At 50.8% G+C, this 14,379-nt stretch carries 11 protein-coding genes and 1 pseudogene; 9 read left to right on the top strand and 3 right to left on the bottom strand.

Annotation, left to right across the window (positions count from 1 at the left end):
• Positions 1 to 164: 164 nt before the first annotated feature.
• Entirely contained in the window at positions 165 to 368 is a 204-nt protein-coding gene (locus KDK13_RS06695) for a hypothetical protein (RefSeq protein WP_257284201.1), read from the bottom strand.
• 15 nt (positions 369 to 383) lie between these two features.
• Between KDK13_RS06695 and KDK13_RS06690 the strand changes: the two genes are divergently transcribed.
• The 7 genes from KDK13_RS06690 (at position 384) to KDK13_RS06660 (ending at position 8,013) form a co-directional block, all read left to right on the top strand.
• On the top strand, positions 384 to 1,349 hold the full coding sequence (locus KDK13_RS06690) for a P1 family peptidase (RefSeq protein ID WP_257284200.1): 966 nt from the start codon (positions 384 to 386) through the stop codon (positions 1,347 to 1,349).
• Between the two features lie 155 nt (positions 1,350 to 1,504).
• Positions 1,505 to 2,755, top strand: a complete 1,251-nt coding sequence (locus tag KDK13_RS06685; protein ID WP_257284199.1) for a valine--pyruvate transaminase — start codon at positions 1,505 to 1,507, stop codon at positions 2,753 to 2,755.
• A gap of 4 nt (positions 2,756 to 2,759) precedes the next feature.
• Positions 2,760 to 3,515, top strand: coding sequence for a 5-oxoprolinase subunit PxpA (locus tag KDK13_RS06680; protein WP_257284198.1), 756 nt, complete (start codon positions 2,760 to 2,762; stop codon positions 3,513 to 3,515).
• Positions 3,512 to 4,228, top strand: a complete 717-nt coding sequence (gene pxpB, locus KDK13_RS06675) for a 5-oxoprolinase subunit PxpB (RefSeq protein ID WP_257284197.1) — start codon at positions 3,512 to 3,514, stop codon at positions 4,226 to 4,228. The genes KDK13_RS06680 and pxpB overlap by 4 nt, the downstream gene beginning before the upstream one ends.
• 11 nt (positions 4,229 to 4,239) lie before the next feature.
• A complete protein-coding gene (locus KDK13_RS06670) occupies positions 4,240 to 5,151 on the top strand; it encodes a biotin-dependent carboxyltransferase family protein (protein ID WP_257284196.1) in 912 nt (303 codons plus the stop codon).
• 96 nt (positions 5,152 to 5,247) lie between these two features.
• Positions 5,248 to 6,018, top strand: coding sequence for a PepSY domain-containing protein (locus KDK13_RS06665; protein WP_257284195.1), 771 nt, complete (start codon positions 5,248 to 5,250; stop codon positions 6,016 to 6,018).
• A 201-nt stretch (positions 6,019 to 6,219) separates the two neighbouring features.
• Complete coding sequence (locus tag KDK13_RS06660; protein WP_257284194.1) at positions 6,220 to 8,013, top strand: hypothetical protein; 1,794 nt, start codon at positions 6,220 to 6,222, stop codon at positions 8,011 to 8,013.
• 41 nt (positions 8,014 to 8,054) lie between these two features.
• Here the strand turns inward: KDK13_RS06660 and KDK13_RS06655 are convergent, their stop codons facing one another.
• Both KDK13_RS06655 and KDK13_RS06650 read right to left on the bottom strand, forming a co-directional pair.
• Positions 8,055 to 9,431, bottom strand: coding sequence for an amino acid permease (locus tag KDK13_RS06655; protein WP_257284193.1), 1,377 nt, complete (start codon positions 9,429 to 9,431; stop codon positions 8,055 to 8,057).
• Positions 9,432 to 9,604: 173 nt separating this feature from the next.
• Positions 9,605 to 11,908, bottom strand: coding sequence for an Orn/Lys/Arg decarboxylase N-terminal domain-containing protein (locus KDK13_RS06650; RefSeq protein ID WP_257284192.1), 2,304 nt, complete (start codon positions 11,906 to 11,908; stop codon positions 9,605 to 9,607).
• Positions 11,909 to 12,374: 466 nt separating this feature from the next.
• On the opposite strand from KDK13_RS06650, the gene argF reads away from it, so the two are divergent.
• Both argF and KDK13_RS06640 read left to right on the top strand, forming a co-directional pair.
• A complete protein-coding gene (argF, locus tag KDK13_RS06645) occupies positions 12,375 to 13,412 on the top strand; it encodes an ornithine carbamoyltransferase (RefSeq protein WP_257284191.1) in 1,038 nt (345 codons plus the stop codon).
• A 421-nt stretch (positions 13,413 to 13,833) separates the two neighbouring features.
• Positions 13,834 to 14,379: pseudogene (locus KDK13_RS06640) on the top strand (V-type ATP synthase subunit B); the annotation flags it as partial.

Below are 14,379 nucleotides of genomic sequence, written 5' to 3'. Positions count from 1 at the left end.
AGGACACCGCCCTTTCACGGCGGTAACAGGGGTTCGAGTCCCCTAGGGGACGCCAAATTTCTACTCACAGCTCTCTCTCACTACTCATAGTCATTAATCAGACTTCATCACTCTGAATTGTGGTCTGGCGATCCGTAAGCTTCCTGATCAAACTTTCGGCTCTCTTAAGAATCCTCCTGTTCGTCAACGTATTCAAGCTTATCTTCCGCTGCCTGATTATCACATTCAGAGTTCAATGTTGAAGATTGCTCTTCATAATCTTCCAATAACTCGATATGGACTTTTCCAGGTATGAATAAGCTTTTTGGGCGAGTCCTGGCCTGTTTGGCTATCTTATCTGAATTAACAATGGTGCACTGGCGAAGCATGAAAAGGTCGTCCCTATGACTACCCGGCGTCATGAGCTTTTTGACATCAGAGGTCTGGCTATTGGTCATGCTTCAGATCCTGAGGGATTGACCGGAGTGACGGTATTGCGCTTTGATCAGGGCGCGACAGCCGGTGTGGATGTGCGTGGTGCTGCTCCCGGAACCAGGGAGACGGAACTGCTACGACCTGAAAACCTGGTTAATTCGGTGCATGCCATTGTGCTTTGTGGTGGCAGTGCGCCGGGTCTGGCAAGTATGAATGGGGTCAGTCGTTACCTGGAGGAGCAGGGCATAGGTTTGCCGACAGGCTTTATCAGGATCCCGATTGTTACCGGTGCAGTGCTGTTTGATCAGTCTGTCGGTGATGCCTCTGTCCGGCCCGGTGAGCAGATGGGGTATGAAGCCACGAGGTTGGCCGGGCGCCAGGACGTAGCAGAAGGCAATGTTGGTGCCGGTACAGGAGCGTCAATCGGTAAAATTGCCGGGTTTGACCGGGCAACCAAAAGTGGCATTGGTTGCGATGTTATTAAGTTGGGAAAAGGGTTGGTCGTTGCTGCCGTTGTTGCCGTCAATGCCTGGGGCGATGTTGTTGCTGGTGAAAAGCTCCTGGCCGGCACAAGGAGTGAAGATGGACAGCGATTTGTTTCCGGTATGGATATCTTAAGGGATGACCGGGCCGTTGAGGCGCTACCGGGCACAAATACCACCATTGGTGTGGTGGTGACTAACGCAAAATTAACCAAAGCCCAGGCTTTAAAGGTTGCGCAAATGGGGCATGATGGTTTGTCACGGGCCATTCGACCTGCCCATTCCATGTACGACGGTGATACCATTTTCAGCGCAGCAACCGGTGAAGTGGAAGCCGATGTGAATGTATTGGGTATTATGGGGGCGGAGGTTGTGGAACAGGCAATATATCGTGCCATTTACACAGCAACGGCAGCGGGTGGATTACCGGCCATTCACGATATAACGGGATAAGTACGAAATAATCCCTTTGACCTCCGGTTTCTGGCGATGAGCCTGCGTCTATGCCCACAATACCCTGGACGGTAGACAGCTTCTTTTCATCATTATATAACTGCAACTTTATTATCCTATTTATTACAATACGACCAGAAAAATCAGGGGTAAGCATGAAGCTTTCTGCCTTTGGCGAAAAATTCACCAGCCATTCCGGCATCCTTTCATTAATGGATGATCTGGGCAATGCCCTCGCCGATGGTAAAGATATGATTATGATGGGCGGTGGCAATCCGGCCCATATCCCCGAAGTTGAAGCTGTATTCAGGCAGCGACTGCGCAAAATTACCGAAAGTCAGGCGGAATTTACCCGGCTGGTGGGTACCTATGATCCTCCCCAGGGCGAAAAAGAGTTTGTCCGTGAGATGGCGGCTTTTCTTAACCGCCAGTTTGGCTGGCAGCTGACGGAGAGAAATATCGCCCTGTCTAACGGTAGTCAGGCCGCTTTTTTTATGCTGTTCAATATGTTTGCCGGAAATTACGGGGACGGCGGGCATAAGCGCATTCAGTTACCGCTGGCACCTGAATATATCGGATACGCTGATGCAGGGCTGACTGATCATTTTTTTGCGGCCAACAAACCTGAAATTCAACATCTGGATCCGCATACGTTCAAATACCGGGTCAATTTTCAGGAGCTGGTGATTGATGACAGTATTGGTGCAATTTGTGTGTCACGCCCTACCAATCCAACCGGTAATGTACTGACTGATAGGGAAATTGAGCGGCTTGATAGCCTGGCACTGCAGCATGATATTCCCATGATCATTGATGGTGCCTACGGCACGCCGTTTCCAAAGCTGATCTTTACCGAAGCGACCCCCCGTTGGAACGAACACACCATTCTTTGCCTGAGCCTGTCCAAACTGGGTCTTCCAGCGGTCAGAACCGGTATTGTTATTGCCAATGAGCAGGTTATCAGGGCACTGTCTGGTATTAATGCCATAATGAATCTTGCTCCAAACAGCACCGGCAGCCTGCTGGCGCTGGATATGATCCGGGATGACAGCATTAACCCGCTTTGTGAAAATGTCATTCGTCCTTACTATCAGGAGAAGGCTCAGTTTGCCATGAACTGTCTCAGGGAGAAGCTGGGTGATATTCCCTGGCATGTCCATAAGCCCGAAGGGGCAATGTTTCTCTGGTTATGGTTTGAAGGCTTGCCTGTCTCCAGCCTGGAACTGTATGAACGACTGAAGGCAAGAAATGTGCTGGTGGTTTCCGGACATTACTTCTTCCCGGGCATAGACGACGACTGGCCCCATAAGCATGAATGCCTCAGGCTGACTTATACCCGTGATCATCAGGACGTTGAAAAAGGGCTGGCTATTCTGGCGGAAGAAGTTCATAAACTTTACAGGTAAAACCGTGCAGCTGAATTGTGATATGGGGGAGAGTTTTGGCCCCTGGCAAATGGGCAATGACCAGGCGGTGATGCCATGGATTGATATGGCCAATATTGCCTGCGGCTTTCACGCTTCTGACCCCGATACCATGAGTAACACCGTGAAACAGGCGGTAAACTGCGGTGTTACTATTGGGGCTCACCCCGGATTCAACGACAAGACCGGGTTTGGCCGTCGGCCGATTCCCCACAGTCCGGAAAGTATCACATGGCTTGTGGCCTACCAGGTCGGTGCGCTGGATGCTATCTGTCAGCAGCATGGCACCCGGGTAAAGTACATTAAACCCCATGGCGCCCTTTATCATGGGATGATGAATAACCCGGAGGTGTTTGAAGCCATTGTGATTTCGGCTGCAAACCTGGATTTTAGGCCATCGCTTATGATTCAGGCCCTGAACAGCGATGAGCCGCAAAAAGCGCTGCAAAAAAAGACAGCTGACAGGTATTCGGTGCCACTGATTTATGAAGCCTATGCAGACAGGGCCTATGATGATCATGGCTTGCTGGTATCAAGATCCTTGCCAGGGGCTGTTCACCGGGATTCGTCCGCGATTCTTCAGCAGGTGAGGAGCCTGCTCTCTGGGGAAGTGAGCACCATCAGCGGAAAGCGGCTGAAGCTGAAAGCCGACAGTCTGTGTGTTCATGGGGATAATCCTGATGCCATAGCATTGATCCAGCAGATTCGTCAGATTGTAACGTCGACAGACGCTACGCCATGATGGATATCCAGCCTGTCTCAGAAACGGCGCTGATCATACGGCTGGGTGATCATATTGATACTGACCTGGCGGTAAAAATAGGCGATGTGGCTGACCATATCAGACATGGCTTTTCGTCAGAGCTTATTGAAGTCATCCCTTCTTATACGACCATCTATATCCAGTATCACCCGCTGAAAACAGATTTTATTAGGTTAAAAGGCAGGCTGCAGGGGCTGGTTGATGCTTTTTTCCGGTCTGAAGATAAAGATGATCGAGCCCGGAAGGTCAGTAAGAAAATCACCCTGCCCGTTTATTACAGCCTGGAGACGGGGCCGGATCTGCCGGAGGTTGCTCAACGTCATAACCGCACAGTGGCAGATGTTACCCGAATTCACAGTCAGTCGACTTATGTCGTTTGTGCTATCGGCTTCAGCCCCGGTTTTGCTTTCCTTGGGTCAGTTGACCCGGCCATTGCCACGCCAAGAAAGTTCGAGCCGCGCAAAATGCTGCCTGCAGGCAGTGTCGGGATTGCTGGCCAGCAAACTGCCGTCTATCCATCTGACTCCCCTGGCGGTTGGCAGATTATCGGGAATTGTCCGGTTTCCCTGATTGATTTTGACAAGACGCCCATGTCGCCTTTTTCTGTTGGCTTATCTGTGCAGTTCCAGCCCATATCACGGGATGAGTTTTTTCAGCTTGGGGGTACTTTGTGGTCGCACTGGAAGTCATAGACCCGGGGATAATGACGCAACTTCAGGATCCTGGCCGGACGGGAATGGGGTATCAGGGGCTGGCCCAGGGTGGCCCAATGGATCTGCATGCTTATTGCTGGGCAAATTATCTTCTGGGAAACCGTATGTACTGTTCCCAGCTGGAAATCACCGGGGGGCAGACAAGATTGTTGGCACGTCGAGCCGTCACGCTGGCGTTAACAGGGGCGGATCTGGCCGCCAGGGTTAATGGCCAGCCTGTTGATGGGTGGCGGACCCTTCATCTGAGTGAAGGCGATACGTTGTCATTCCAGTTCCCCCGAAAAGGTCTCAGAGCCTATCTGGCCATTCCCGGCGGCTTTGCTGCACCAGCAGTCTTTGGCAGTGTGGCGACGGTGTTAAGGGATGGTATTGGCGGGTTAAGGGCGAGAGTGGATGACAGGGGGTGCCTGATAAACCAGGGGGATTTTCTTGAGACAGCTTCCAAAGAGGTATTTAAACCGGGTATCAACCGCATGGTGCCAATGCGCTATATCCCGGAATACACCAGGCAACTTAGCCTGAATCTGATTGAGTCGTATCAGGCCCGGGCTTTTTCTGAAGCAAGCCGGAACACTCTCTATAATTCCCGCTTCACGCTTTCCTCCAACAGTGATCGCATGGGGTATCGATTGGATGGGGCTGCTGTTATCCCCCCCTTCAACGGGGTAATTTCTGAAGGCATCGCCCTGGGGGCTGTTCAGATACCTGAAAATGGTCAGCCAATTATTCTTATGCGTGACCACCAGACACTGGGTGGCTACCCCAAATTTGGCTGCGTTGCCCAGTTGGATTTGAACAGGTTGGCACAGGCAATACCGGGAACCTCAATACATTTCCAGCCGATATCTCTTGAGGCCGCAGGAAAAAAATTAAAAAGCTTCTATTCTTTCTTTAACCTGTAACCTGCATTTTTCCTACCTTTGTTCAGCTCTTGTTGAGAAAAAAATGTTGCAAGAAATTGTAGCAAGAAATTGTAGCAAAAATTGAGGCCTGACCCGATGAACGTGTTCAGTTTTCGTATTCCGATGGTATTAGGAGTATTGGCGGGCATAGCTTTGTCTTTATCTGCGGCTTTTGCTGCAGGCAACCAGCCGTCGGCAACATCTGTACATCTCGAACAGCCCGGTAAGCTGAGATCAATGGTGCCACTTGACCAGCTGATAGTGACTACTCGAAATACGTTTGGGGGCAAGGCTTCTAATGTGGTTATACACTCAGCCCGTTTGCTGGAAGAAGAGCGGCAGAAGGTGTTTGTCATCGACTTTATTGGTGCCAATAACAAGATGGAACGTGTTGTTTATGACGCCTTCAGTGGCAGGCTGATAGATCATGCGCCTATGCAGGCACCCTTGCCTATGGAAGAAATACTGTCAAAAGTGGACAGTAAGTACCCTGGAGCAAATAGAATTCGAACCTGGCTGGAGAGACAGGATGGCAGTATGGTGTACGTTATAGAGTTGGCGGACAAACAGTTTGGGGTGAAGCGGCGCCAGTTAACCATGGATGCTTATACTGGCCGGGTGATCCTGGACGCAACTTATGACATGAAACCGGATGGTAAGCAGGTATCCCTTGAGCAGATTATTAAGAATGCACGGAAAAAATACCGTGGAATGATCGTGCTGAGAACCAGAAGCAGTATGAAAGATAATATGAAAGTGAGGGAAATTATTTTTCTGGATGACAACCGTATAAGACATAAGATGATAGTGAACGCGGTTACAGGAGAGGTAATGGAAGACAGAATTTCGCCGCTGGGATGGATTTAGAGCAGAAAAGGGCTAATCTCATATAGCGCATACTCTCCCACGGGGCCATGGGAGCGCGGTGAAGAAGAAGGAGTTTTTACACCAATTTATTCGCCCACACGACTGCAAGGGTGCCGGGGCTGGAGCAACGCAGGGGCAGTTGCCGCGAAGGACCGTTTATTCTCAGATAGCCTCCTGGCCGTTTTATTGGGGAGAGTCTTTGTGGATCCAAGCCGTGCCCAGTTATCAAATAGCCCAGGTCTTGGTGTCGGCAGTCAAGCCAGTGCGCTGCAACCGCTAACGGACGAGATTATCCTGCGTCGGTTATGTCATCTGTGTGTAGAGTTTGTTGAGCGTCCTCCCTTTATGGCTTCCCGTTGTTGCGGACACGTCTACCACTATGGCTGTACGGTCGTGATGACCCGTGAGGTTACTCCGTGTTCAGTCTGCAATACAACACCCGTTGAATTTTCCAGGGATGTTGATTTTACCGAAGAGGTGAAGAGGTACGATTGGTGTTTTTTTGAACCAGTACTGGCCGATGGTGACCTTGTCCCGACCCGGACCCCCGATAGTGGAGCTGCCGGTGGGCAGGCTGGATCAATTGCCACCGTTCCGGGGCCGCTATCAGCGACCGACCATCAGCACGTTGCTGGGGCTGAGGGCGGGAGCGAAAGAGCGGATTCTCAATCAGGCAGTCTTTTACAGTACCCGTTGGCCCCACAGGATCTGATAACGCCAGGGGCTTCTCATCCTTTCCTGCCGACAGCTTCCCAAAGGGACGCTCGCCCCTCACAGGAGATCGATCTAGTCCGTATGACCATGGGATTTGAGCGGCTTTTGGCGCAAAGGATTATGCCAGGCAAGCTGCTTGCTCTGGCAAGCGGCAGTGAAGACAACCTGTTTTTGAGGGAGATCATGGCTTCAGGGGTGGTGCCGAAATGGCAGAAAATTTGCGAGAAAAAAGGCTATCTCTGCGGCAAACAGATGAATATTGACAAGCCTGATGGTGCCCATGGGTTCTTTACCGCTATGCAGCAACATCTTGACCAGCTGAAGCCGGAACACCCGTTTTTTGTTACCTTCGCCTGCTCACGCCAGAATCCGGTAACGGGTTGCCCGGAACCGGTTTCGCCAGTGGTGCGAATTTTTCGTCATTCGACTGAACCGACTGAGCCTGGCCTGATATTTCTATTTAGTTTCGGTGAGCAGTTATCGAGCCGATTCCTCGGGCGCCTCGGTTTCGGAAGTTTTGCCAGTGGTACCCAGTTGGTAAAATACCTCAAGTTCCTTATGCTGACCAATGGTGCAACCCAGGCCATCTTTGTTCGTCCGACCAAAAAGGGAGAGTCTGATGCCGAAGGTCTGGATAACATTGACGTCAAGGCGTTCGTTCAGCAGTACCCTCCGAGGGATTTCGGCGAAGGGGTGCCGGCAAAAAATGACCGGGGGATTCTTCTGGCTGCCGCCCAGAGTCTTGGTTTGCAACGTATCCGCAAAGAGGATGCGGAAAAGGTTGTCCTGCTGAGTAACATGATTGACGGCAATCTGCGGGATTCTCAACTGACCGTCAAACGTGTGATTGCTCATATGTTCGAACTTGGTTATCGCAAGAAACAAGAGAAAATTCTCTTTTTGAGAACGACTACCGGGCAGATGCCCGGTCTGCCCATGAGCGAAATTGAGTTAAGTGGACAAATGACCCGCCTGCAGCACCAGGTAGTAGATGCCTTGACAGAGATGAATACCGTACGAACCGCTAACCAGACGGACTATATTCTGATTGAGTTCAAGTCAGGGGTATCCGCTACTCCACAAAAGATTCTGGTGCTGGTCTGTGATACCGACAGATTCTACCTGGTCAATATGAAAGATCGGTCGGTTTCTACCCAGTGCTCGTCCAGCATTGATGAAATCTGTGACTACTTGCAGGTATTTATAAACGGCTACCAGATCTTTGAGGCACACATTACCTCTTTTGCGCCGACTCAAAGCCCAAAAAGTCGCGCTGAATAAGGCTGCCCTGAATGGCGCAATTACCTGAACTGTAATCAAACTTACGTATCAATGTCGTCCAGATTAATAACTTTAATATTCATCAGGACCGCATAGATACCCGGAACAATCATCACCATGGCGATGACCATCATCAGTTCATCAAAATTGGCTGAGGCAAAGGCTGAGATAATAAACAGTGAAGACAGGGCCACAATCACGATATTGGAGCGGGATGTTTTCTTCTCCATATGATCCAGCTTTAACAGTGCCATGCCGGACCAGAAGTAGGGAAATAACAACAGCAGCACAGAAATGGTCACAGAGATATTAAAAGCCTCGGCAATATCACTGCCCATCATCATCAGCACCAGCTCCACCGCCGTCATGATGACACCGTTAATCACCAGGCCCTTGCTGGCTATGCCGTATCGGTTGGTATAGGAATAGGCTTTGGGCAGAAAGCCGTTGTCGGCACTGGTTTTTGCCGCACTGACTGAGTTCAGCCCCCAGACCATAAAGCTGGCGATGCAGGCGATGGCCATCACCAGGGAAACCACCTGGCCAACGTAAGATGAGTGGAAGATCTTTTCCATGGAAAGGGCAAAAGAGGCCGGTGCGTCCTGAATCACTTTAGCACTGAACATACCTTCGATAACGGTGGTGGAAAGCACATAAAAAACCGCCACCACCAGAAAGCCGACAATGGTAGCAATGGGGACCACTTTCTGCGGGTTCTCAATCTGCTCTGCATTGGTGGCCACACTTTCTACCCCCACATAAGAAAAGATCAGCAGGGCAAACCCGGCCATAATGGCTGAGCCATCACCTTTGCCTGAGACATTCCAGTTCTGGCGAAACTGCAAAGGGCTGAATTCCATCCATCCCAGGATACTGGTCAGGACAACGGCAACCAGCAGTAATGTGACGGTGATGGACACCACCTGGGCAATGATGCCAACCCCCCTGAGCGACAGCAGGACAAAAAGCCAGATCAGGGCAATGACCGTACAGCCGAGAATGATCGGGTCGTTCAGTTCCGGAATAAACATGGCAATATAGCCAAGGCCCGCGATCAGAATGGATACATTGGAGATCAGGTTGCCGTATACATAAAAGAAGCCGCATTTGGCTCCCATGATTGGGCTAACGGTGGTGGCCAGTGCGGTAGGGCTTGGGTCGTCAAAGCGTTCCCCTGCCCGGACATAAACCAGGGTCAGGAACAGGGCCCCGAGAGTCACCAGGATAAAAGAGACCAGGGTAATGGAGCCGGTAAACGCCAGCTGTTGGGGCAAGGCAATGACACCGCTGCCGGCAAGGCTGGAAATAATCAGGAAGGTGGCACCGACCATACCCAGTTTTTTAGTCTCGTTACCTTTCGGGTTTTCAGCGGGTTGATTTGAAGACGTCTGTTGTTTATCCGGGGTGTCACTGGACATGGTGAAGACTCCTGTGCCCTGCTAATGACATGAAAGCTGACATTAAAATAATGCAGCCAGCCAGCAGGAAACCAATGCGTGATGTTTTTTTCGTGAACATGTTTTTTCGTGAACAAGGGGGGATGGAATTGACCGGGAGCGGGGACCCCCGGTAAATGGCCTGGGACAAACCGTCATGCCTGCAAACATAAGGTGTGGAAAAATTGCCTGCCATCCCGCTCAACCCGTTCGACGCCGTGTATATCGCTTTCGTAGCCAGGGAACCGGTTTTCAAAATTCTGTCGTGTCATCAGATAGTCCAGAATGGGTCTGGCTTTATCATTCATGGATTCACCGCCCATCATGATGGGGATGCCGGGAGGATAGGGAACTATCATGACCGCAGGAACCCGGCCATCCATCACTTCCAGCTCAACATACTCAACCTGTTTCCTGACCACGCAATGGTAGGCATCGGCTGGCTTCATGGCCGGGTCTGGAATGACCTGGAAGGCTGCCTGCATCTTGTCAAGCATCTGATGCTCTTTAAAATACTGGTGAATGTCACTGCAATGATCCTTCAGGCCAACCCCTGCGTACGTCTTTGGATAGTCGTTGACCAGCCGGGGCAGTGCCTGCTCAAGAGGTGCATTTCTGTCATAAAGGGCCTTGAATTTGAGCAGCGCCGAAAGCAGCGAGCTTTGTTTGGCCTTGGTGGTACCCAGAGAGTTGAGCAGCAGGAAGGAGTAGTAATCGGTTTTTTCGCAGACGATGCCGTGTTTGATCAGATAGTCAGTAACGATGGAGGCGGGAATGCCTTCATCGGTAAGATTACCGGCATCATCAAGTCCAGGTGTGATGAATGTCAGCTTGATGGGGTCCAGCATGGCATAGTTGTCTTCAATTTCTGCAAAACCATGCCAGTCATTTTTCCGGCTGAATACCCAGGGCTGCTGGTGGCTGCCCAGGTATTCCACGGGAACATTTTCAAACGCCGTATCACTGCCGTCGTAATTGACGATGCGAGGTTGCCACATTTCAAAAAACCAGCTTTTGGCGGTTTTCATTTCCCTGGCTATCCGGGTGACTTTCTGGCGCAGCCGGATAGCGTCCAGGATAATGTCGTTCAGCAGAACTTCACCGTTGTCGTCCATCATCTTGGTGGCAACGTCCAGCGAGGCAATCATGCTGTACTGTGGCGAGGTGGATGAGTGCATCATGTAGGATTCGTTGATCTCATCCGGGTTGATTTTTTCCTTGCTGCCACTGCGAATGTGCAGCATGGATGCCTGGGAAAAGGCCGTCAGCAGCTTGTGGGTTGAGTGGGAGCAGAAGATAGGGGGATGATCGCTGTTCCTGTCGTCATCGGCCATGCCGAAGTGATCTTTGTAGATTGGATGAAACCGGGCGTAGGCATACCAGGCTTCGTCAAAGTGCAGATTTTCGACGCTTTGCTGAAGCTCTTTTTTAATGTTGATGACGTTGTAGCAGATGCCGTCGTAGGTTGAGTTAGTCAGTGCGGACATTTTTACTGTGCTCTGGCTTTTTATCTCTGCCGGAATATTGGGGTGTGCGTCAATTTTGCTGCGGATGGATTCTTCCGAAAACTCGGATAAACGGCACGGGCCGATGATTCCCCGTTTGTTTCTCCTGGGTACCATGTATACCGGGTAGGCATCGGTGATGACCATGGCGTAGTTCAGGGATTTATGGCAATTGCGGTCAACAAAGGCGATGTCATCTCTCACCAGCTGGCTGCGCCAGATGATCTGGTTAACGTTGGAGGTACCATTAAGAACGTAATAGGTGTAGTCAGCGCCAAAAACCCGGGCTGAATTTTTCTCGGCATCGCCCACCACACCGGAATGATCCAGCAACGACCCGAGCTCCGGCACTGAGACTGAGAGGTCAGCGCGAAAGACGTTTTCACCATAAAAGTCATGCATGGCCCTGCCTGCAGGGCTGTGCAGAAAGCCTTCGCCACCCATATGGCCGGGGGTATGCCAGGCGTATTTATACTCCTGGGCGTATTCAACCAGAGTGCCAAAAAAGCCCGGGTAGACACTTTGGATATACTCATTCACAAAGACATCAATACGCCCGGCCAGAAATTCGATAGTATCGGCGGTTTTCCACAGGGCATCATTTATGATCTCAAGGACATGAGTAGGAATGTTGGCAGCGGCCAGCCGTTCAGTCAGTAGCAGGATAGGGATATGCCTGTTGCGGGTGCGGATCAGGTTTATCAGGACTTCCGGCTCCATACTCTCGCTGCCGGTTTCGCTGCGAATGTCCCAGTCGATAATGACAGCCCCCAGATCAGAACGGGACATGAAGATCTCAACACCGTCTTCATAGCTGAACGACGGGTGCACGGTCAGCTCCTGAACTTCTTCCAGGTTCTCAACCAGCTCTCGCAGGCGTAAACCTTCATCATTGTTGGCGTCAAACTGAGCAGAAATAATCAGGACTGGCCATGCCCGTTTGGTGATTTTCATAATCAACCTCGAATAGTGGCTTGACAGGAGCTTGTTATTACACAGAAATGTATGTCTGGGAGTGGTTGTAATTTGCGGATTGGCACTTTCCTGAAAGGAGAGAATAGTCTCTGTATGGACGTTGCGCCAACCGGAAGGGGATAAGATGGTTGTCGTTTATCGGGATAAGTTTCAGCGCATGGTAAGGTATTGGTCAGGACAGCTGTTTCCGTGGGTAAAGTGACCATAAATAAGAAGCCCGGTCAGTGCAGTTAAAGTCTGGAAACGTATTATTACGTAATGTCTTCCGTATCATCCGGCGCTAGTCTATGCGCGGGTGAAGTTCTGTCTGGGACTGGACAGCAATAACCGGTCTATGGATGATGTGACTCCCTGACTCCTGACCGCCAGCAGTAATAACATTGTTACTGGCTGGAATGACAAATGTGAGACAGAACAATAAATAACCTGGAACAGGAAGCTGTATATGACCGTCGATACTGAGAGGAGTTTGCAGAACCGTCATTTTCTCAAGCTACTGGACTTTTCTCCGCTGGAGATCAGCCACTTGCTGGAGTGCGCAGCACAGCTGAAAGCGGCAAAGCGATCCGGTACCGAGGAGCAGTTTTTAACCGGGCGAAATATTGCCCTGATTTTTGAAAAGGCCTCGACCCGAACCCGATGTGCCTTTGAGGTAGCCTGCTTTGATCAGGGTGCCAGGGTAACTTATATCGGTGGCGGCTCGCAGATGGGGGCCAAAGAGACCGTTAAGGATACAGCGCGGGTACTGGGGCGTATGTATGACGGCATCGAATTTCGTGGCCACCGGCAACAGCACCTGGAAGATTTGGCCGCTTACTCAGGTGTGCCGGTGTGGAATGGTCTGACGGATGACTGGCATCCAACCCAGGTACTGGCGGATTTTCTGACCATGCAGGAACACGGTAATGGTCGCCCGCTGAGTGAGATGAAACTCTGTTATCTCGGAGATGGGCGCAACAACGTGGCCAATTCCCTGCTGGTCGGCTCGGCAAAAATGGGTGTGGATTTCCGGATTGCCGCGCCTGCGGAATTCTTCCCCGACCCGGCACTCATCGGGCAATGTCGGGAAATTGCCCGGGAAACCGGCGCCAGGATCACCATCAGTGAGTCGGTGGATGAAGCGGTGGCTGGTTGTGATTTTCTTTACACCGACGTCTGGGTTTCCATGGGGGAGCCGATGGCAGCCTGGGATGAAAGGGTCAAGCTGATGAAGCCCTATCAGGTGAATCCGGCAGTGATGCAAAAAACAGGCAATGCCAATGTTCTTTTCCTGCACTGCCTGCCGGCCTTTCACAATGATGACACGGTGATTGGTAAAGAAGTTGCTGACAAATTTGGTATGAACGGCCTGGAAGTCACTGAGGATGTGTTCGAGTCTGACGCCTCCATTGTCTTTGATCAGGCAGAAAACCGTATGCATACCATTAAGGCGGTGATGGTGGAAACATTGGGTAAAAGTCGTCAGCTCCCGCAGAGCCGGTAATTTGTATAAACGACGGTTGCCCATCAGAATTGCAGGAAGCCATTAATCTGGCCTGCTGTTCAGGTAGAGTTCTGCGAAACTCGTGGAATTGTCTACTCTATTAGATGTTTTTATTAGATGTTTTTCATTCGTTACTCAAAATGGTTCCTCAGTGTTCCCTGGAGGAGTACTGAGGTGCTGAATTAATTAGACCAAAAGACTGTTTACAGGAGGCTTGGATAGCGCCAGCAGTACAAATCAGTGTTTGAGCCTGTCAGCTTAAAAATACGACATTTGGTTTATGTCGTGTGCAGTTGTTGTATGGAATGTTTTGTGCAATAAGGTGCATCGCAATTATTCAGCGTCACCTGTATGACTGATGATCTCCTGAGCCCATGATCCATTCTCTTTTCATTTTTCCCAGCAGTATAGAGGAGCAGTAATGCCCCAGAGCCTATTGCGATACACCAATATTCTCAGCATCGTTGGTGACCTCATTCGCGTCCACGTACCTAACCTGGCTGAGGGTAATGCCCAGGCTAACTATGGTGACCTGGCGTTGATTGAGCAGGATGGACAGACTTACTCCATGGCGCAGATCATCAAGATTGACCATGAAGAGGTGTCTCTCCAGGTTTTTGCCGGCACCAAGGGCCTGTCCACTGGTGCGTCTGTCTGCTTCCTGGGCCAGCCAATGAAGACGACATACTCCCCCAATATTCTTGGGAGAATCTTTAACGGTGCCGGCGAGCCTATTGATGGTGGCCCGGCACTGGAGCAGGATCCCAAGGTGGAGATTGATGGGCCTTCAGTAAACCCGGTTCGTCGTGTACTGGCTTCCCGCATGGTACGTACCAATGTACCGATGATTGATGTTTTCAACACGCTGGTTGAATCCCAGAAAATTCCTATCTTCTCCGTCGCCGGTGAACCCTATAACCGCTTCCTGGCCCGTATCGCCATTCAGGCAGAGGCAGACGTTGTAGTG

The sequence above is a fragment of the Endozoicomonas sp. SESOKO1 genome (assembly GCF_024606265.1).
Lineage (GTDB): Bacteria > Pseudomonadota > Gammaproteobacteria > Pseudomonadales > Endozoicomonadaceae > Endozoicomonas.
The sequence above is the reverse complement of the archived record's forward strand: the minus strand, read 5'-3'. Positions and strand labels throughout refer to the sequence as shown.

Excerpts from the sequence above, each read along its gene's own strand:
- KDK13_RS06695 (WP_257284201.1), bottom strand. The coding sequence starts at position 368 with ATGCTTCGCCAGTGCACCATTGTTAATTCAGATAAGATAGCCAAACAG.
- KDK13_RS06690 (WP_257284200.1), top strand. The coding sequence starts at position 384 with ATGACTACCCGGCGTCATGAGCTTTTTGACATCAGAGGTCTGGCTATT.
- KDK13_RS06685 (WP_257284199.1), top strand. The coding sequence starts at position 1,505 with ATGAAGCTTTCTGCCTTTGGCGAAAAATTCACCAGCCATTCCGGCATC.
- pxpB (WP_257284197.1), top strand. The coding sequence starts at position 3,512 with ATGATGGATATCCAGCCTGTCTCAGAAACGGCGCTGATCATACGGCTG.
- KDK13_RS06670 (WP_257284196.1), top strand. The coding sequence starts at position 4,240 with ATGACGCAACTTCAGGATCCTGGCCGGACGGGAATGGGGTATCAGGGG.
- KDK13_RS06665 (WP_257284195.1), top strand. The coding sequence starts at position 5,248 with ATGAACGTGTTCAGTTTTCGTATTCCGATGGTATTAGGAGTATTGGCG.
- KDK13_RS06655 (WP_257284193.1), bottom strand. The coding sequence starts at position 9,431 with ATGTCCAGTGACACCCCGGATAAACAACAGACGTCTTCAAATCAACCC.
- KDK13_RS06650 (WP_257284192.1), bottom strand. The coding sequence starts at position 11,908 with ATGAAAATCACCAAACGGGCATGGCCAGTCCTGATTATTTCTGCTCAG.
- argF (WP_257284191.1), top strand. The coding sequence starts at position 12,375 with ATGACCGTCGATACTGAGAGGAGTTTGCAGAACCGTCATTTTCTCAAG.